General features: G+C 38.7%; 16 protein-coding genes and 1 pseudogene. 3 read left to right on the forward strand and 14 right to left on the reverse strand.

The annotated features are described in order from the left end of the window. Positions 1 to 184: 184 nt before the first annotated feature. Complete coding sequence (locus VB248_RS17625; protein ID WP_323298132.1) at positions 185 to 1,684, reverse strand: ankyrin repeat domain-containing protein; 1,500 nt, start codon at positions 1,682 to 1,684, stop codon at positions 185 to 187. A 357-nt stretch (positions 1,685 to 2,041) separates the two neighbouring features. Here VB248_RS17625 and VB248_RS17630 point away from each other — a divergent pair, with 357 nt between their 5' ends. Then, entirely contained in the window at positions 2,042 to 3,223 is a 1,182-nt protein-coding gene (locus VB248_RS17630) for an ATP-binding protein (RefSeq protein ID WP_323298133.1), read from the forward strand. Between the two features lie 199 nt (positions 3,224 to 3,422). On the opposite strand, the gene VB248_RS17635 is transcribed toward VB248_RS17630, so the two are convergent. The 6 genes and pseudogenes from VB248_RS17635 to VB248_RS17660 form a co-directional block, all read right to left on the reverse strand. Then, complete coding sequence (locus VB248_RS17635) at positions 3,423 to 5,339, reverse strand: YgiQ family radical SAM protein (protein ID WP_323298134.1); 1,917 nt, start codon at positions 5,337 to 5,339, stop codon at positions 3,423 to 3,425. Between the two features lie 462 nt (positions 5,340 to 5,801). Continuing rightward, positions 5,802 to 7,048: pseudogene (locus VB248_RS17640) on the reverse strand (IS256 family transposase). A gap of 169 nt (positions 7,049 to 7,217) precedes the next feature. Beyond that, entirely contained in the window at positions 7,218 to 8,147 is a 930-nt protein-coding gene (locus tag VB248_RS17645) for a helix-turn-helix domain-containing protein (RefSeq protein ID WP_323298135.1), read from the reverse strand. A 4-nt stretch (positions 8,148 to 8,151) separates the two neighbouring features. Next, on the reverse strand, positions 8,152 to 9,711 hold the full coding sequence (locus VB248_RS17650; protein ID WP_323298136.1) for a GMC oxidoreductase: 1,560 nt from the start codon (positions 9,709 to 9,711) through the stop codon (positions 8,152 to 8,154). 36 nt (positions 9,712 to 9,747) lie between these two features. Beyond that, on the reverse strand, positions 9,748 to 10,617 hold the full coding sequence (locus tag VB248_RS17655; protein WP_323298137.1) for a TIM barrel protein: 870 nt from the start codon (positions 10,615 to 10,617) through the stop codon (positions 9,748 to 9,750). A 2-nt stretch (positions 10,618 to 10,619) separates the two neighbouring features. Then, positions 10,620 to 11,516, reverse strand: a complete 897-nt coding sequence (locus VB248_RS17660) for a hydroxypyruvate isomerase family protein (protein ID WP_323298138.1) — start codon at positions 11,514 to 11,516, stop codon at positions 10,620 to 10,622. A 125-nt stretch (positions 11,517 to 11,641) separates the two neighbouring features. On the opposite strand from VB248_RS17660, the gene VB248_RS17665 reads away from it, so the two are divergent. Continuing rightward, positions 11,642 to 13,078: an AAA family ATPase gene (locus VB248_RS17665; RefSeq protein WP_323298139.1), complete on the forward strand. Its 1,437-nt coding sequence runs from the start codon at positions 11,642 to 11,644 to the stop codon at positions 13,076 to 13,078. Here VB248_RS17665 and VB248_RS17670 read toward each other — a convergent pair. After that, positions 13,056 to 14,042 (reverse strand): sugar phosphate isomerase/epimerase family protein, encoded by a 987-nt coding sequence (locus tag VB248_RS17670; protein WP_323298140.1) that lies wholly within the window; start codon positions 14,040 to 14,042, stop codon positions 13,056 to 13,058. The genes VB248_RS17665 and VB248_RS17670 overlap by 23 nt on opposite strands. A 74-nt stretch (positions 14,043 to 14,116) precedes the next feature. On the opposite strand from VB248_RS17670, the gene VB248_RS17675 reads away from it, so the two are divergent. Beyond that, positions 14,117 to 14,368: a hypothetical protein gene (locus VB248_RS17675; RefSeq protein WP_323298141.1), complete on the forward strand. Its 252-nt coding sequence runs from the start codon at positions 14,117 to 14,119 to the stop codon at positions 14,366 to 14,368. Between the two features lie 69 nt (positions 14,369 to 14,437). Here the strand turns inward: VB248_RS17675 and VB248_RS17680 are convergent, their stop codons facing one another. From VB248_RS17680 to VB248_RS17705, 6 genes are all read right to left on the reverse strand, one after another. Beyond that, positions 14,438 to 14,833, reverse strand: coding sequence for a C-glycoside deglycosidase beta subunit domain-containing protein (locus tag VB248_RS17680; protein ID WP_323298142.1), 396 nt, complete (start codon positions 14,831 to 14,833; stop codon positions 14,438 to 14,440). Positions 14,834 to 14,914: 81 nt separating this feature from the next. Next, a complete protein-coding gene (locus VB248_RS17685; RefSeq protein ID WP_323298143.1) occupies positions 14,915 to 15,814 on the reverse strand; it encodes a sugar phosphate isomerase/epimerase family protein in 900 nt (299 codons plus the stop codon). A 95-nt stretch (positions 15,815 to 15,909) separates the two neighbouring features. Beyond that, positions 15,910 to 16,869: a sugar phosphate isomerase/epimerase family protein gene (locus tag VB248_RS17690; RefSeq protein WP_323298144.1), complete on the reverse strand. Its 960-nt coding sequence runs from the start codon at positions 16,867 to 16,869 to the stop codon at positions 15,910 to 15,912. 94 nt (positions 16,870 to 16,963) lie between these two features. Continuing rightward, complete coding sequence (locus VB248_RS17695) at positions 16,964 to 17,719, reverse strand: nuclear transport factor 2 family protein (RefSeq protein WP_323298145.1); 756 nt, start codon at positions 17,717 to 17,719, stop codon at positions 16,964 to 16,966. 12 nt (positions 17,720 to 17,731) lie between these two features. Further along, positions 17,732 to 18,106: a C-glycoside deglycosidase beta subunit domain-containing protein gene (locus VB248_RS17700; protein WP_323298146.1), complete on the reverse strand. Its 375-nt coding sequence runs from the start codon at positions 18,104 to 18,106 to the stop codon at positions 17,732 to 17,734. A gap of 80 nt (positions 18,107 to 18,186) precedes the next feature. After that, entirely contained in the window at positions 18,187 to 19,173 is a 987-nt protein-coding gene (locus VB248_RS17705; protein WP_323298147.1) for a sugar phosphate isomerase/epimerase family protein, read from the reverse strand. Positions 19,174 to 19,190: the final 17 nt, after the last annotated feature.

Here is a 19,190-nt window from a genome sequence, read left to right on the forward strand (position 1 = left end):
AGTGAATTAGTGAGTTGTGATTGAGTGAATTATAGTGAGTTGTGAGTTAGTGAATTGTGAATAAATGATTTATCATATTAATCAATACAATTTAGACACAGGCTTTATTTACCTTAAAAATTCGATAATTAATATTTTAAATACTAATCACTAACTCACAATTCACAACTTTCTCAATACTAACTTATTTTAAAAAGTTGATAGATATTTTATTTTTAGCTAAAGTTTCGTTTTCGCTTGCTAAATCAAACGCTGTTTCTTTGAAATTTGTTTCAGCTTCTTTTTTCGCTCCGATTGATAAAAGGTATTTCAAGATGTTATCGTCTTTTGCAATCATAGCCGCTTTGTGCAATGCCGTAATGCCTTCTGCATTTTTAGCGTTTACGTCGATACCCAAAGCTTGAACACGTTTCAAGATACCCAAGTCATTTTTCAATACTGCCAAATGGAAAAGTGTATTGCCATTTTTTTGTGGCGTAGCTACCGACAAACCTTTCTCTTGAAGTACTTTTAATTTTGCATCAAAGTCTTCTGGTTTTGGTCCAAAACCACCTCTTCCTTCGCTACTTGGGTAGGCTTGTACAAGGTATGCCAATAAGTTTTCGCCATTGGTATTTACCGCTTTCACATCTGCACCTTTATCTAATAAAAACTTCACCACTTCTGGCGAATTACTTTTCACAGCCAAAGCAAGAGGCGTTTCTCCTTTTTGGTTGGCTTGGTTGATATTCGTAGTTTTAGCCAATAATAATTCTAAAGTAGCTAAATCTCTGTTTGAAGCTGCCGCATAAGCAAAAACAGTATTACCTTCTTCGTCGGCTTGGTTTACGTTCACACCTTTAGCCAAGAAATGCTCAATAATATCTTTTTGGTTTGGTTTTCTTACAATAAAGTGCAAAACATTTTCAGCACTTTTGGTAGTAGCTGTTGGTTTCAAACCCAAACTTTCTAAGTATTCAAAAACCTCAAGCGTAGCACCAGCTCCTCTACGACCGCCCTGAGCTGCCATCAGTAAAGCGTTTTCTGGTACAGCAACTCCTTTTTGAATTAAAGCTTTCAAGATGTTGATATTTCCACCTCTGGCCGCATAACTGAAAATATTATTGCCGTTTTTATCCTTACTCTTAATGTCTAAACCTTTGGAAATAAAGTAGTTTGTAAGTACAAGGTCTTTATCGTTGGCAACTGCCAATAAAAGAATATTTGCTCCGTCGTTGTTAAGGTCGTTTTTAAGGTTTGCACCAGCTTTTACAAAAAGTTCAATGCCTTGAACATTCAATTGTCCAGCCATCGCAGCAAAAGCCAATGGCGTCACACCGTTTTCGTCTTTAATATTTGCTTTCGCTCCTTTTTCCACTAAAGCCTCCATAATTTCAAAGTTTCCTCTGTTGGCTGCCCAGTGCAAGTAAGTTCTTTCTTCGTGTGTACTTCTGTTTACTTCAAGCTTTGGTTGGTTCAATAAGTACTTGATAGTTTCGTTGGGTGCTCCTGAATTGATAGCTATCACAACAGCATCCATCGTCATACGATTAAATTCAAATGGATTATTACCTTTTTCTACTTCGGCTTTTACGACTTCAACACTTGGCTGATTTCTCCAAAAAGATTGTTCTAAAAGTGTATTTTTTTGGGCTTTTACAGCAAAACTACAAATCGTTAAAGCTGCAATGATGAGTTTTTTCATAATAAATTGTATTTGACCCTCTTTTTTAATTGAACTTACATTAAACCATCTATATTAAATAACATCTAATTACAAAACAATGATATTTCTACTTATTTATTGTTTTAATAATTATTTTGTTTATTTAGACTAAATAAATTTAAGCAAATTTAAGAAGGATTTTCTAATTAAAAAAATCAAAGAAATAAAATTGAGAGTTGATAGAAGAGATAAAGGAGATACTGAAAATGCTGGTCTGGTATTGGATTGTTTTAGTTAAGATTAGTTTTGTAGTTTTTCGTTCATTCGGCTACTAATTATCAGTATTTTAATATATTTGTCCTTGCAAATATAAATTACAATATTATAATTACAAGGATGATTGCGAGAAATAGCCAAGTTGAAATCATTGAATTGCTCGAAGAATTTCCAGCAGTAAGTATTTTAGGACCGAGACAGGTTGGGAAAACAACGCTTGCGGAAGAGATAGCTTTATCGCTAAGCCCTGAACCGATATATCTTGACTTGGAAAGCCCTATTGACCAAGCAAAGTTAAATGACCCAGAAGCCTATTTTGAATTACATAAGGGAAAACTTATTATTTTGGACGAAATCCAGCGTGTACCTGAATTATTTGCAATATTAAGAGGAGTAATTGACCGCAGAAGAAGGCAAGGTTTCAGAACTGCTCAATTCCTGATTTTAGGTTCGGCATCACTTGACCTTTTGAAACAGTCTTCGGAATCTTTGGCTGGAAGGATTGCATACAAAGAATTGACAGGTTTGACAGCTTTAGAAGTCAACTCTCTAAGCCAAAACAGTATTGATATGCTTTGGCTGAAAGGGGGCTTTCCAGATAGTTTTCTTGCTAAAACAGAATCAGCAAGTTTTAGATGGCGACAAAATTTTATCAGTACTTATTTGGAAAGAGATATTCCACAATTGGGAACAAGGATTCCTGCGGTAACATTACGCAGGTTATGGACAATGTTGGCACATCATCATGGAGGACAATTAAATACAGCACAATTAGGAGCAAGTTTGGGAATAACCATTCCAACCGTAAAACGATACATTGAATTATTAGAAGATTTATTCCTTGTTAGAACTATACTGCCGTGGTCTGGAAATGTTGGGAAAAGGTTAGTCAAAACGCCTAAAGTCTATATTCGTGATAGTGGACTGACTCATGCTTTGCTAAACCTTATTACGCAAGACGATTTGTTGGGGCATCCAATTGTTGGAGCAAGTTGGGAAGGTTTCGTTATTGAAAATATCATTTCTTGTTTACCTCAAGGGCTAACATTTTGGTTTTATAGAACTTCGGCAGGAGCAGAAATAGATTTAGTCATTGAGATTAACAATCAAGAAAGATATGCCATTGAAATAAAACGTTCTTTAGCACCGACGGTTTCCAAAGGTTTTTATTTGGGCTGTGAAGACATAAAAGCTACAAAACGCTACGTAGTTTATCCCGGAAAAGAAAGTTACCCTTCTACTGAAGGAGTAAAAACTATTTCTTTGGTTGATTTAATGAAAGAATTACAAGGTGAAGTTTAAATGGTGAATATTAATTGATAAACGACTTTAAACTTCTAAAATAATTGTGTAGGAATATTTGAAGCATGAATCTTCTTAAACTTTTAAAATCAAAAAACGGTCAGAAAAATGAATTTCCGACCGTTTTTTAATGATACAAAATAGATTTCAAATAATGAAATTTCATTATTCAAAACTCAAAATTCATATCTATCAATGTCTATCGTTTAAAATTATTTCTCTTTTTTTGTTTTGCTTTTGATGATTCACTTTCTCCGATGATTTTATCAATGGCTGCTTGTTTTTGGCTTTTTAACAGTCTGTCGGCTAAATCTGGACGATTGAGTTTGTGCAAACGCTTGCGAATCCAGTCTTTAAATTCAGGCTTGTACCAGAAAAAGTAATTATTCTGACTTTGTTTTTCTTCCTTCGTTTTTGCCGTTTTGATGGGCTGTAAAGTATAAGGATGCACGCCAGAATAGTAAATCACTTCGGCAACCGTCATCGGCGTAGGAGTGAAGTCTTGTACTTGTTCTAATTGGAAACCTAAATCTTTTGTTTCAGCAGCAAGATTTGCCATATCTACTTCTTCACATCCAGGGTGCGAGGAAATAAAGTAAGGAATCAAAGGTTGTTTCAAATTATGTTTCGCCTGAATGTTGTCGTATTTTTCCTTGAACTTTCTGAAATACTTAAACGAAGGCTTACGCATTACTTTCAAAGTATCGTCGGAAGTATGCTCTGGAGCAACTTTCAAACGACCCGAAACGTGACGAGTAACCAATTGTTCTAAGTAAATATCGTGGTTATGGTCTTGGTTATTTTTGTTGAAATCGTCCACCAATAAATCATAACGTACTCCCGAACCCACAAAAGCTTTCTTTACGCCGGGATGGGCATCTACTTTCTTGTAAATTTCCGTTAAAGGCGTATGCGAAGTATCTAAATTTGAACAAATAACAGGGTGAATACAACTCGGACTTTGGCAACGGTTACAAATCGACTCGTCTTTTCCTTTCATTTTGTACATATTCGCCGATGGCCCGCCCAAATCTGAAATATAACCTTTGAATTCTGGATGATTTACTATTTGGTCAACCTCTTTCATAATCGACTTTTCACTTCGTGAAGCAATAAATTTGCCCTGATGTGCCGAAATCGTACAGAAACTACATCCACCAAAACAACCACGGTGCATATTAATCGAGAACTTAATCATCTCATAAGATGGAATTGGTCCTCTTTTTTTATACTTCGGATGTGGCAAACGAGTGTAAGGCAAATCGAAAGAAATATCCATTTCTTTTTCCTCCATTGTTTTGAACGGAGGGTTAATCACCAATGTTTTATCGCCAACTTTCTGAATAATTCGGTTGGCTTGCCATTTGTTCGACTCTACTTCAACTACTTTGAAATTGGCAGCGTATTTAATTTTGTCTTGCAAACAAATTTCATGGCTTGAAATTTCTACCGTATCCCAATTATTAAATTGTCCGAGTGGCTCGGCGGTTGGTTGCAAGTAGGCAATTTGGTTTACATTACGAATGGTATTTAAAGGTACTCCTTGTTTTACCAAACGTAACAATTCACGAAGAGGCTGTTCGCCCATGCCGTACACCAACATATCAGCACCCGAATCATAAAGAATCGTTGGCAACAATTTATCTTGCCAGTAGTCGTAATGAGTAACACGGCGAAGGGATGCTTCAATACCGCCAATCAGTACGGGAACATCTGGATAGAGTTCTTTTAAGATTTTGGTATAAACCGTAGTAGCGTAGTCGGGACGATAGCCTGCTTCGCCACCGGGCGTGTATGAATCGTTTGAACGCAAACGTTTGTTGGCAGTATAATGATTCACCATCGAATCCATACAGCCAGCCGTTACGCCAAAAAAGTATTTTGGTTTTCCTAATTTTTTAAAGTCACGTAAATCATCTTTCCAGTTGGGCTGTGCCACAATGGCAATTTTGAAACCCTCACTTTCGATGATACGCCCAATCACAGCCGTTCCGAAGGCTGGATGATCCACGTAGGCATCTCCTGAAATTAGAATTACATCTAATTCATCCCATCCACGTTTTTCTACCTCTTTTTTGGTCAGAGGCAACCAGTCAGTTATTGGTCTTTCAATCATGTTGCAAAATTACGCAAGAAAGCAATGATAAAAGTCATATTTGCCAAAATATTAAGCCTTTAGCTAAATTACTTTATGAATAATCGGTTTATTATCAGTTAGTAGGTACGAAAATTTTAAAGCTGTTTCAGATTTGGATTTTCTGATTTCAAAAATTTTATAAAAACGATTTCCGACACCCGAAATCCGAACCCAATAATTTCACAGTCCTTCGTACAGTGCTAATTATCAAGAGATTTTGCTACAAAAGGCTTTTGCTCTGAAATTACTTCTTGGCAGTTGATTATTTGCCTAACGTTAGGATGAAGTATTTTGTTTAGAAGGTTTTGGAAGTATTATTTTAATTGAAGAGGAGGGAAGGGTATTTTTCAAAAAAGCTTGTCACTTTGCATTTGAACACAAAATGACGGGAGTGTTCACTCAACTGTGTCAGTTGATTTATTGAGTTAGGGGGCTAGCCCCCTAACTCAATAAATCAACTTGCGAAATTCTATCATCAAATGTAATCATTAATTCTGCAAGGATGTCCCTCCAATTTTTAGTTGTAGTATTCCAAACCTTATTCATATTTTGAATTGCCAGATAGGCTAATTTCAAAAGAGCATTATCAGAGGTGAAAGCTCCCTTGGTTTTAGTGATTTTTCTAATCTGTCTATGATAGCCTTCTATCGTATTTGTAGTATAGACTATCCTTCTTATTTCCGAAGAATATTGAAAATAAGTCGAAATGTTAGACCAATTATTCGTCCATGTGTCAACGGCTTTTGGGTAAGTTTTCCTCCATTTTTCTGATAGCATCGCCAAGGATTCTTCGGCAATATCAAGAGTACTAGCCTTATAAATAAGCTTTAAATCATTAATGAACTCTTTTAAATGTTTGTCTGCTACTAAGCGTGATGAATAACGAATCTGATGAACCACACAGAGCTGTATTTGGGTTTTAGGGAATACCGCTTCAATGGCTTGTGGGAAACCTTTAAGACCATCTACACAACTGATTAATATATCCTCAACTCCTCTTAGTTTAAAGTCTGTAAGTACTGAAAGCCAGAACTTAGCTCGGGGACGCCCAGTCCTTCTGTTTCTGCAAGATATATTCCCAATACTTCTTTCTTACCATCTAAGCCTAAGCCGATTACACTGTACATGGCTCTGGAACAGACTTTCCCATCAACACGAACTTTATAGAACATTGCATCCATCCAAACTACCGCATAAACTCTAGCAAGAGGTCTGGATTGCCATTCCTTCATCAAAGGAATAATTCTATCAGTAATGTTTGATAGTTCGCCTACAGAGAGATGATAACCGTAAAGCTCTTCCAACTGTTCATTGATAGAGGAATAGCTCATCCCATGCCCAAATAACGAAATAATTTGACGTTCTAAAGTATCAGTTAAAACTAATTGACGTTTAGCAACTACTTGAGGCGTGAAACTACAATCTCTATCACGAGGTGTATCCAGTTCAAAACTACCACCACTACTTTTGATAATTTTGCTTGACAAACCATTTTTCCTATTGTTAATACCTTCAGATTTATTGGCAACTAAATGGTTGTCTAATTCTCCCTGTAAAGCCGTCTCTAAAAAATGTTTGAGCATCGGTGCAAAAATACCATTCTCTCCAGTTAGAGGTTTGCCAGAATAAAGACCTTTTATCGCTTCTTGCTTAAAAGTCTCAAAATCAAATGTGTCTGTTGTGTCCATAAAATTGTGTCTAAGTAAAAGTAAACCTTTTTAAGTTCTAAATTAGATTGACACAGTTTAATGAACAGTCCCAAAATGACAAGCTTTTGAAAACGATTTTTTTAGAAGTATTATTCAATTTCTGAAATCTAAAACTTTCGTAGAGTACTGAAAATGATTTACAAAACAATTACATCAATTTAGTAAGTCTGTACTCGCTGGGCGTCATACCTGTTTGGGCTTTAAAAAAACGCCCAAAGTCGCTAATTTCATTTCTTCCTATTTTGTAGGCAATTTCAGAAATATTCAAATCTGACTGTTTTAATAAAAATTTTGCTTCCAGTAAAAGCATTTCTTTGAGTAAATCATGGGCTGATTTTCCTAAAGTCATTTTTACACATTTATTTAAATGATTGGGCGAAATCGCCATCATTTCAGCGTAGTCGGTAGTTTTTTGCTTTTCATAAATGTACTGCGATAAGTACTTTTTATACTGTTCGGTAATCAGAAAAGCAGAATTAGAAATGTTTGGTTTAGAAGAACCAACAAATATTTTTAATTCGGTAAAGACCGTTATCAAGTACATTCTTAAAATATCAAACCTACAATTTTCGCCAGCTTTGTACTCTTGAATGAGCCTTTCAAGTAAAGGAATAATTCGTATTTTGGCTTCTTCGTCAATCATAACAATTGGATTGGCGTTGAATTCCAAAAAAGTAAATTCATTGATTAGGTCTTTGGTCTTATAGTCAACATTCAACAATTCCATATCAAAATGGCAGTAATATCCTTCGCTACCAAAGCATATTTCTTGGTGCGTTGTAATCTGATATGCAGGGAGAAAAAAGAAAGTATTTTCTCCGAAATCATAGCTATCTAAGCCTTTACTTCTGATACTTCGCCCTTTGGTCAGAAAGAAGAAGCTATAAACCGAGATTCGTCGAGGTACAATGTCGGATTGAGTCGGGAAGTCCACAATTTTCATATAATCTTCGATACGATTGATATGAAAATTGGAGTGAACTTTGGTGGTGAAAGCAATAAAACTCTTCGATTCTTTATGCAAGTTGGTAATTAACTGATTGGCATCTATGATCGGAATATGACTGCTCTCTTTCATGGTTTTACTGATTAATTTGTTTAATAACTTGCTCGCTCGAACGCACCGCCAAAGCTACACTTGTCAGCGTAGGGTTTGATGCCGTAGCGATTGGAATAACTCCGTTGCCGCCTACAAATAAATTATTAAATCCCCATACTTTAGCATAAGTATCACAAACGGATTCTCCATCGTTTTCTATGCCCATTCTGGTTGAACCTTCGTAATGCAAGGAAGTACCCGGAGGCATCAAAGTTTGTCCACCGTCTTTGATTTCTTTTCCGAATGAATTCACCACTTTTTGCTGAAATGCTTTTGCGGCATTGATGGCTTCTAAGTCTTTTTCGGTGTACTTGAATTTGAAATTCATTTTTGGCATGCCAAAATAATCATTTTCTACTTCAGAAAATACAATTTTATCTTCAAAATTTGCTTCTTTTAGGCATCCCCAGCCTAAACCGACGATATGTTTTGAGTCGTCGGTGACGGTTGTTTTCATAGGCGATAAATCCATGTGCATAATTTGCCCGTGAAAAGGATGGTTAGGAGCGTCAAAAGGAACCCAGAATACGCCTACGGTTGGGTCGTTTGATTTCGGATTTCGGATTTGGCTGGGGTCGCACTCGACTTTCGGATTTTGTGAGTGATTCTTCACCAAATCTTTGTCTAATTCAACAAAAGTAAAGACAAATGGGTGTTCGTTGAGGTAATGCCCCAAGGCTTTGGGTCTGATACCCGATGCCCACAACAATTGTGGCGTGCGTAGTGCATCGGCTGCTACAATGACGATGTTGGCTTCTACGATAGTTTTTTCTTGTGTAGGTAGGTACACAATTTCAGCTCCAGTGATTCGTCCGTCTTGATGATATAATTTTTTACACAAGGTTTCTGAGCGAAGTTCAAAATTAGGATGATTGAGGGTATCTCCTAAAATCAAATCTGTGGCTGTCCAATATCTGTTATGCTCGCTGTCGGTTTTGCAAGCCAGTGGCATAGGTTGAGCCTGACGCTTGGGTGAATGTTTATCGCCAAGGGTTTGATTGAGAATAGCCAGAATCGTTTCTCCTTCTTCCGAAATCGGGAAGGCTTTTTGAGTGACGTGTAGAATTTTTTCTGCTTCGGTGAAAGCCTTTTCCATTTCATCTTCGGGAATGAAAGTAATTTGTTCGCCTTTTCCCGGTCTTGGACAAGCACACGTCCAGTGAATTCCCATACCTCCAACATTGGTTGACATAGAAATTGAAGGCATTTCGTTTGTCTTGATTTCTTCTGGTTGGTCTAAAACCAAATGCGTTCCTGCACGAGCCAAAACATCGGGCGTTAATTCGCCACGTTGAACAGCCAATGCTCGTTCGGCTACTGAAATCATGGGGTATGGCGTTTTTTTAGGTCCTTGTGAAAGGATTTGAGCCATTTCCATTTTTTTAGGGTCGCTGATATTTTTTACATGTTGCCCAATGGCGTCAGAAACTTTTGGTCCTACATCAACCATCAAGATTTTGGCTTGCGGTTTTTGTTCTGCAATAATTCGTGCATAAGTAGCCCCAACTGGGCCAGAACCTATTATTAGAATGTCGGTTTTCATAATTGAATTATATTTGTGAATGAAAAACTCATAGCATCAGTTTAAAGTATTATCTAATTTTTGATATGCTTCCAACATGGCTTGTTCACCTGCTATTCCTGCCACCGAATTGTAATGTTCCATGCCAAAAATGAAGTTTTTGCCTGTTGCCAATGATTTTTGATAAATGTGCTTGAATACTATCTCGTGGTTAATTTCGCCTGTACCGGGTTCAAAACGTTGGGGTACATCGCCAATCTGGAAATAGCCGATTTCGTCCCAAACCAAATCTATGTTGCGTTGCAAATGCCCTTCGTTTTGTTGTAAATGAAACAAATCGAACAGGATTTTGCAGGCAGGGCTATTCACGGCTTTTGCCAATAAATAGCATTGTGCCGAAGTTTTCAGATAGACTTGTGGCGGAAAACTGAGCGGTTCGAGTAGCATTACCATGCCATGAGGCTCGAAAATTTCGGCGGCTCTTTTGAGGCTTTCCAGTACATTCGCCGTTTGGATTTCATACGGCAACGTAGGGTCTGCGGCATCTGGCACAACGGTGACGTATTTGCCGTTGAGGCGTTTGCCTACTTCTACGGCTTGACGACATTTGTCTAAAAAGATATTTCTAAATTCCTCTTTACCCGACGTAAACGCTGCATTGGGTGGCCAATTGACAGGCCCCATCACAAACGTTCCCATTTCCATATTTAAGTCGGAAAGCGTTTTGCCAATTTTATCTAAGTACTCAGGCGTTTGTCCGAGCATCCCTATGCCCATCAAATTGGGCATGGGTACGCCCGAAAAGGCGTTGTCTTCAAAAGCGGTAAAGCCTAAGTCGGCCGAGTATTTAATTTGGTCGATAAGGTCGCTTCCTGCCGAAGCGAATGTCCCAAAATGGGGGGCGTATTTGAGTTTGAAAGTATTCATTTTTAAAAATTATCAGCTTGTTTATAGGCTTCTAATAAAGCTTGTTCGCCTTCAATGCTATCAATTGAGTTGAAATGTTCCATGCCCAAAATGAAATCTTTCTGACTGGCTTTCGACTTTTGGTAAATGTGTTTGAAGATATTTTTGTAATTGATTTCACCCGTTCCTGGCTCGCATCGCCCTGGTTCATCGCCAACTTGGAAATAGCCGATTTCATCCCAAACCATGTCGATGTGGTATATCAATCTGCCTTCATTTTTTTGCAAATGATACATATCGAACAAAATTTTACAGGCATCTCTGTTCACGGCTTTGCACAACATATACGCCTGTGCCGAGGTTCTGAGGAAAAGCTCGTGGTGGTCGGCAAGGGTTTCTATCGCCATTGTCACGCCGATAGGCTCAAAAATATCACTGGCTTTTCTGAGGGCATCAATGGCATGAGCCGTTTGCATTTCGATAGGCAAAGAGCGGTCGAAGCAATCGAGCGTAATGGTTACAAATTTGGCATTGATACGCTTGGCAACTTCTACACCGCTTTTGCATTTAGTAAGAAATTCCTCTAAATATTCAGGTTTGCCCGAAGTGACCAATTCGATGGGCGGCCATTTGGTAGGGGTCAATACAAACGTGCCCATTTCCATGCCTCTTTTTGCCAAGGTTTCGCCAATTTTATTGAGCATCTCAGGCGTTTGGCTGCACATCCCAATGCCCATGCGAGTAGAATTAAACTGCACCAAGGGCGACACGAAGCCGCTATCTTCGAGGGCTTTGAAACCCAAATCGGCCATATAATTGATTTGGTCGATAGGGTCTTTTCCTGCCGAATGCGTAAACGAACCAATATGCGGAGCGTATTTTAGTTTAAACATCGCAGCATTTTCATGAGGATTGTTCATTTTATTATAAAATTGGGTTTAAACACTTTAGTTTTGGCAAAAGATATTTTTTATTAATTGCCAAAAGTGAAAAAAAATAATACTTTTGGCGGTAAATACTTTTTATTAATTGCCAAAAGTGTAAAATGGAAAAATTAATTGGTCGAAAAACAGAAATTACGATTTTAAAAGAAGCCTTAGCATCCTCTCAAGCAGAACTCATTGCGGTTTATGGTCGCAGACGAGTTGGGAAAACCTACTTAATAAGAACTGTGTATGAATCTCAGCTACTTATTGAGCTGACAGGTTTAAACGGCATTTCAACAAATGCTCAATTAGAGAATTTTAGCCTCACCGTTGCTCGAACCTTTGATTTACCTTTACTCACCCCTAAAAATTGGTTACAGGCATTTCACGTACTTATTCAGGTTTTAGAAAAGCGATTAGCCTCAGAACCAACCGCTAAAAAGGTTATTTTCTTAGATGAGTTGCCTTGGTTTGATTCCCATAAATCAGGTTTTTTACCTGCTTTCGACCATTTTTGGAATACTTGGGCTTCTAAAAAAGATAATCTTGTGGTGGTTATCTGTGGCTCGGCTGCTTCTTGGATGATACAAAATATTGTTAGAAACAAAGGCGGTTTACACAACAGAATCACCCGCCGTATTCGTCTATTGCCATTCAATTTGCAGGAAACAGAACTCTTTTTGCAAAGCAAATACATTCGTCTCGACCGCTACCAACTGTTACAACTGTACATGGTATTAGGTGGCATTCCGCACTATTTGAAAGAAATGAAAACAGGCGAAAGCGTCATCCAAACCATTGATAGACTTTGTTTTACTAAAGATGGACTGCTCAGTACCGAATTTAAAGACCTTTACACGGCACTTTTTGGTAATTCAGAAAAACACAGCCTCATTGTCAAAACACTGGCCAATAAGCCCGAAGGCATGAGTCGCAACCAAATCATAGCAACCTGTGGCTTGTCGTCGGGCAGTGGTTTAACCAAAATCATCGATGACCTCGCCGAGTCTGGCTTTGTAACCGAATACATTCCTTTTGGCAAAACGGTAAAAGACAGCATTTTCAAATTGACTGATGAATACTCTTTATTTTATTTGAAATTCATGGAAAACAACAAAGCTTTTGGCGAAGGCACTTGGCAAAAACGCTCGCAAAGTAGTAGTTGGAAAGGCTGGTCGGGCTTGGCTTTTGAAACGATTTGTCTCAAACATACAGCACAACTCAAAAAAGCCTTGGGCATTGCGGGTGTTTATACCGAATCTTCGGTTTGGCGTTTGGTAGGCAAAAATGACACAGAAGGAACACAAATAGATTTACTTCTTGACAGACAAGACAATTGTATTAATTTGTGTGAAATCAAATTTTCGCTTACCGAGTTTACCATAGATAAAGCTTATGCTGAAATTTTAAATAAAAAAAGACGTATTTTTATCGAAAAAACAGGGACTAAAAAAGCTGTTTTTATCACCATGATTAGCACTTTTGGCATTAAAGTCAATGAACATTTTTTGGGCACAGCCCAAAACCAACTAACTATGGATGTATTGTTTGAATAATTTTCTTGAAAAGTTTATGCTGTTTTTCTACTTGGTCGAAAGCATCAAACTCATCGGTAAATGCCGAGCCTTCGTATTCTGATGAAATGTAGCCTTTGTAACCTCCTTCGTGGAAAACCTTGAAAATGGCAGGGTAATCTATCGAAGGCTCATCGCCGTTTTCATCGAAACCATAGAATTTACCATGCACGTGTACAACATAAGGCATGATTTCTTTCCAATTTTCTACGGGCTGACGGCCATTCATGCTAAATGCCATATTCAGGCGGCCAATTTGTGGCGGCGTAGCCCCCATTGGAACTAATCTTTGGGCCAATTCGCCAAATTTGGCTGGCGTTGGAATATCTTTATGCCAAATTTCTTTGGTAATGACAATCATCTCGTCGGTGACACCTGCCGTTTTAAAGCTGGTCAATAACGCCTCCGGAATGGCACGCATACAAGTACCCATATCTGGCACAAAGCCCAACACGTGGGTTTGCATTTGTCCAAACATTTCAGCCATTTTAATTACCGAAGGGTGGTCAACGCTGTAAGGCGTATGTAGCTCTATTCCCATCACGACGTTAGCTTTTTCGGCAAAAGGCACGAGTTTTTGATAGACTTCGGCTGGTGCGGTAGTTTGGCAACGCAGGATAGGAAAGCCGAGTTTTTGAGCCGCCAAAATCTGAGGTTTGATGTATTCTACGGTTTCATCAATACTCATTTTGGTGTGGCGTTTGATAGCCACATCAATGTTGGCATCTAAAGCCACTGGCTCAAACTCGTACTTGTCAAGGAGGTTTTTTACTTCTTTTTCGGTTTGGTCAGAGATGTATGGAAATCCTCTAAGGCTTTGAAAGCCAATTATTTCTAAACCGGTACCTAAGTCACGTTTACGAGTTTCGGCAATTACGTCTTCCAACGAAAATTGTCCGGAGTTCCATTCGTATGCGTAGGAAAAAAGGGAGGTGGCTAATTTCATCTGTATTATTTTAAAAAGTTTTTAACTTTACATGAAATGCTCTATTTTTATAAAGAAAAAGAACAAACACAACTATGGTTTTAGAATATAACTCGGTATATGATGAGTTGGTAATTTTTTTAGCAAGCCTCTCTCCTCGTAAAGTTTTAGCCTACAAATCTTCTGCTAAAGCACAAGAACGAGTAGCCATTTTGTTGGATAAAAATACCAGCGTTGGACTTACTCCCGACGAAAAAGCTGAAATGGAACGCTACATGACCGTCGAACATATTGTTCGTTTGGCAAAAGCAAAGGCTATTCAAAAATTAAATGTACATAGCCTTTAACACGCAATATTCCCATTAAAATTGAGGAACGATTTGAGATGATGCTTGCTGGTTTTTATCCATAAACTTCTACTGACATACCAAATTTTTCTGTACTAAACTACTTGCCATTAATGGATTACCTTGTGGCCCTACCAAAATGTAAGGGATATAAAGGTCGTATTTGAATTCTACCTGATACGTTTCTCCTTTTTCTAATGGCTGGGCTACGGCTAAAGCTCCTCTGTCGAGGATAAACAACCATTCTTTGTCCAGTTCGGGGAGTTGCTCATAGGTATATTCGTTGCCGTTTACCTTGATGCTCAATTGGCTTTTGTCGATTTCTTGCCCGTTTATTTTTAGGCTAAAATCCATACAAGAAAGAGGCAAGGCTCTATACCAATGCGACTGAAATTTGAGCTGAAAGCCATTTTCGGTGGCTTCTAAGGCATCTTCTCTTAAAATATATTTGTCTAAAGGACCCATGGTAATTTGCTTTAAGCAATAAGCTGTATGCGATAGGCTTCGTTAATTTAGCTTATAGCCTAATGCTTACAGCTTAAAGCATTAGTTATAAATTTCACTTAGTTGATTATCAATATAATACCTCGAAAGTGCCATCGAAGCCAGCAAGTCGGGCGTGCCGTCGGTTTCAACAGTTACCCAACCTTTGAATTGATACTTTTTGAGTAATTGATACAAACCTTTGAAATCGAGTACGCCTTCGCCAGGTTCCCAAAACCAACGTGTGCCATCGTCCACAATTTCGATGTCTCGACTGTAGCGTATGTCATCGGGTAAAGCGGGCGTAGCGGTATCTTTCAAGTGGAACGTACAGATACGGTCGTGATAGGTATCATAAAATTCCAATATATCTTCGCCCAGTAAAGCTACTTGTGCCGTGTCGAGGCAATAATGCACATAGCGTGGGTCGGTGAGTTCGAGGTATTCACGGTGGTTGTCTTTGTTGATTGCCAAGAAAAACTCGTTATGAATCCCAATTTGTACGCCCTTGTCAGTAGCATATTTGCCCACTTCGGTAATGATTTCGGCCGATGCTTTGATTTGGTCACGACTCAAAGGCCCTACACCATAATAGTTGTTTATCGGAGCAGAATTTAGCTGAGTACCACCAAATTCAACCAACAAATCCACGGCTTTTTTACTTTCTTCAAGCGTTTGTTTATGGTGCGTTCGGTCGTAGGGTTTGTCAATCAAATGAAACATTCCACTTACTTCAACGCCACGCTCGGCTGCAAAATCTTTGAAGGCTTGGGGAGAACCAAAAAGAGGTAACATTTCTGGAAAATCCCACGGAGCAAGCTCTATTCCATTGAATCCCAAGGCTTTTTGGTAACGAAGGATTCTGTCCCAGTCGGTGTAATATGCCGAATTGGTTTTGTCTTCGTAATAAAACTCACGGAAGTTGTCAATCCTTTGGTAAGGAATGTTTTTCCAGTGGTTCATGTGAGAATATTTTATATTTGGGATTTCGGATTTATGATTTTGGATTTGTTCCATATTTTTCTTTTTTATCATTAATAAAATTTTTCTTTTATGTTTTATTCCGAAATCTCAATTCCCAAATCCGAAATCGTTTTTCTGCTTCTCAGCAAAGCACGCATGGGTTCACGGGTTTGGCGATTACTCACAATTGCCCAGCCATCATAATTAATTTCTTTGAGCGTTTGGCAGAATCCGCTCAAATCAACCTTTCCTAAACCTACATCTTTAAAAACCTGCGTAGCACGGTGTTGTGGATATTCGGGCAAAGGTGTTTTCCAGGTTTCATTATCATCCATAAATGCTGTGTCGGTTAGATAAATTGAACCAATTTTACTGGCATTATTTTTTAATAATTCAGTTGAATTTTGACCTGCAATACTCAAATTTGCCGAATCAATATTAAAATGAATTGAATCATCTAATTGCGACAGAAACGTTTGGTAATCTTGGCTACGAAGCACACTCCAGTACTCATTTCTAAGCGAAATTTTGATGTCTTTTTCTTGGGCAATTGTTGCAAAACCATTGATTAACTGAATGGTACGGTTCATAAAATCGCCCTCCCAATTTGGGTTTTTGCCATGATAATGCTGTACCAAACCATAAGGCGGCGTGGGAGTAATGGCTATGTAGTCGCAACCCAACTCGGCGGCATAACGGATGGCTTCCCCTCCGAAATAGCCAGAAGCTCCAAAGTAAAAATCAAGGTTTTCGTTACGCATAAAAATGGTAGGATTGAAATGAATCCCTGCCACTTTTTCGATGCCGTTTGCTTGCAAATGAGTCACAAATTTGGCAACTGTTTCAAATTTTACTTCGATACAATACTTGGTAAAAGGCACACCCGAGCCACCTCTGAAAATCCAGAAGGGGTCAAACGGAATCTCAACAGCCCTAAAACCTGCTGTGGCTATCATGGGGTATAGCTCATCCCAATAATACTTGCTTTCGTAGCGATTACGGTTGGGTTCTTGGTGATGAACATTCACCATATCAAGGCTTATTCCTATTTTCATTTATTTTCTATTTATTGAGGAGTTGAAGAGTTGAGCATTTAATTGCATTTTATTCTTCAAATCTTCAAATTCTCATACCTTCAAATCTTCCATTTTAATAAAAGCTTCCATCATGGCTGGCATAGGGCTTTGGTGGCTCGGGTACTAGCGTTTGGATGGTATCTGGACGATAAGGCGAATACGGATTTTTGACAGGCAACTCGGCTGGTGGCATAAAAACGGGCTTGCCGTCGTCGCCGAAATACATCAAATCCAAGTCGAATGCAAAGGTGTTTTTCTCGGCAAAACTTATCCAGTTTTCTTCAAAAGGAGCTCTGCTCAACTCAAAACAGCGAAATTTCCAGATTTTCCATTCGCCATCTTGTTTCAAAAAATCAACGGCATACTTACACCAAACCCAGTGTGCCCATACTTTTTTGCCCTGTACTTCTTGCGGAGAAAACATAAAATCGGGCATTTTGGCGGCTTCCTCTTTCGTACTCAATCCCGATTCACAACCAGCCATAATCCAAACACCTTTGGCGGTTTCGCCATCGCCTGCTACTTCTATCACTGGCGTAGTGGTATAGTGTAAAATCAGCTTTCCAACAGGGGTGGGGCGGTCTTGATGGTAGCGAATTACGCTCTCATAGGTGCTGTAAATTCCTGCATTGGTGTATTGTGCATGAATGCCTTCAGTACCTTCTTTTACCCACATCGGAATGATATGATGGTCTTGAAAAGCATTGTGGTAATACATATACCGATTAAACAAATTTTCAACTTCTCCTCGGTCATTGGCTCGGTTAGCAATTTTACGTAAAGCACTTATTTCTTCACGCAAGGCTTGCATTTCTTGTTCTATATTCATTTGCGTTAAGTTTTAGGTAAAATTTACTTTCTTCTCGAAAACTCTGATACTCGGAAAAGGCATATAGCCAATTCGGAGGTTGATTTTTAGTCCAATGGTGTGTTCACCTGCGGACAAATCACCTGCTTTAGCCACCGAAAGGGTCGCTACTTCGCCCATTTCCCAGCGGTCATCCGTTTCATTTTCTCGTTGTTCAAGGTTATAGGTATTGCCATGAACCGTGATAGCTACATCGCTTTGTGGCAAAGTTTCGCCATCTAAAGAAACTTCAATTTCTTCGACCATCGAAAGCGAAACACCTCTGTAATAAGGCAATCTTGCTCCTATTTCAAAGCCTTTTTCGGTCTTTTTTGCCTTTTCTGGCACAATCATATATTTTTCGTACATAATTCTATTTTGGATTTATGATTTGGGATTGGGGATTTTTCCTTTTCCAAAATCTTATAAACATTATTTTCATCTTTGGATTAAATCCCACATCCCAAATGCTTCAACATTTCTTGGTGTCTTCGTACTTGTTCTACGCTATCGACCTCATAAATATCTTGGATATGGCGATTGCCTTCGTATTCGGTAGCGATGTAGCCATTGTAGCCATGTTTTTGTAATACGGCAACTACTTCATTGTAGGGAATACTGTACTCTGTGCAATCTTCCAACATCTCTAAACACTTGCCATGAATGTGTATAATTCTGTCGATATGCGGCACTAAACTGAGCGGATTGACAAAAGGTGTATGGCGTGAAAGCTCTGCTACGGCCATATCTATACGTCTATTACTCATCTTAGATACTTCGTAAACCGTGTATTCTGCCATTACGCCTTTTTCGTGTTGTTCGCAAACGTATTTGGCTATTTCGGGGTCAGCACCGTTGCGAATCATTCGCTCTACTTGCACACGAGGCAGGCGTTGGGTAAAACCACCCATATCAGGAATAAAGCCAAAGTGTTTTGTACCTGTGCGTTCCATCACTTCCCAGTGGCGTAACATCCATGCACTATTGATATTCCAAGGTGCGTGTACCTCGATGCCCAATTTGATGTCGTGGTCTTCGGCAAAAGGTAATACTTTTTCAATAATCTGCGGCGTAGTATTCACAATCACACGAATGATTTTGAACCCCAAGGCTTTGGCAAAAAGTATGTCTTTTTTGAAAGACTCAACCGCTTCTTCGTCTGACCAGTAATGACCTTTTTTCTTGTTATAATCTAAAAACATATCGTGGGCAACAGGCGTAACCTTGTACTTATCCATCCACCCAAACCATTGCTCAATGAATGCTTCTGATGGAATTTTCGGACAGCCCGGCACACTTTGTTCACCTACAATTTCAATTCCCGTTGCACCCGTAGCCGCAGCCGCAGCGATGCAATCTTCAAGGCTCATTTTTTTTAGGAAATATTCTTCCTGATAGCTGTAGAGGCTTACAGCACGTTTGATATTTAAAGACATATATTATGGTTATTGAA

This window comes from Arcicella rigui (assembly GCF_034929435.1).
Classification (GTDB): Bacteria; Bacteroidota; Bacteroidia; order Cytophagales; family Spirosomataceae; genus Arcicella; species Arcicella rigui.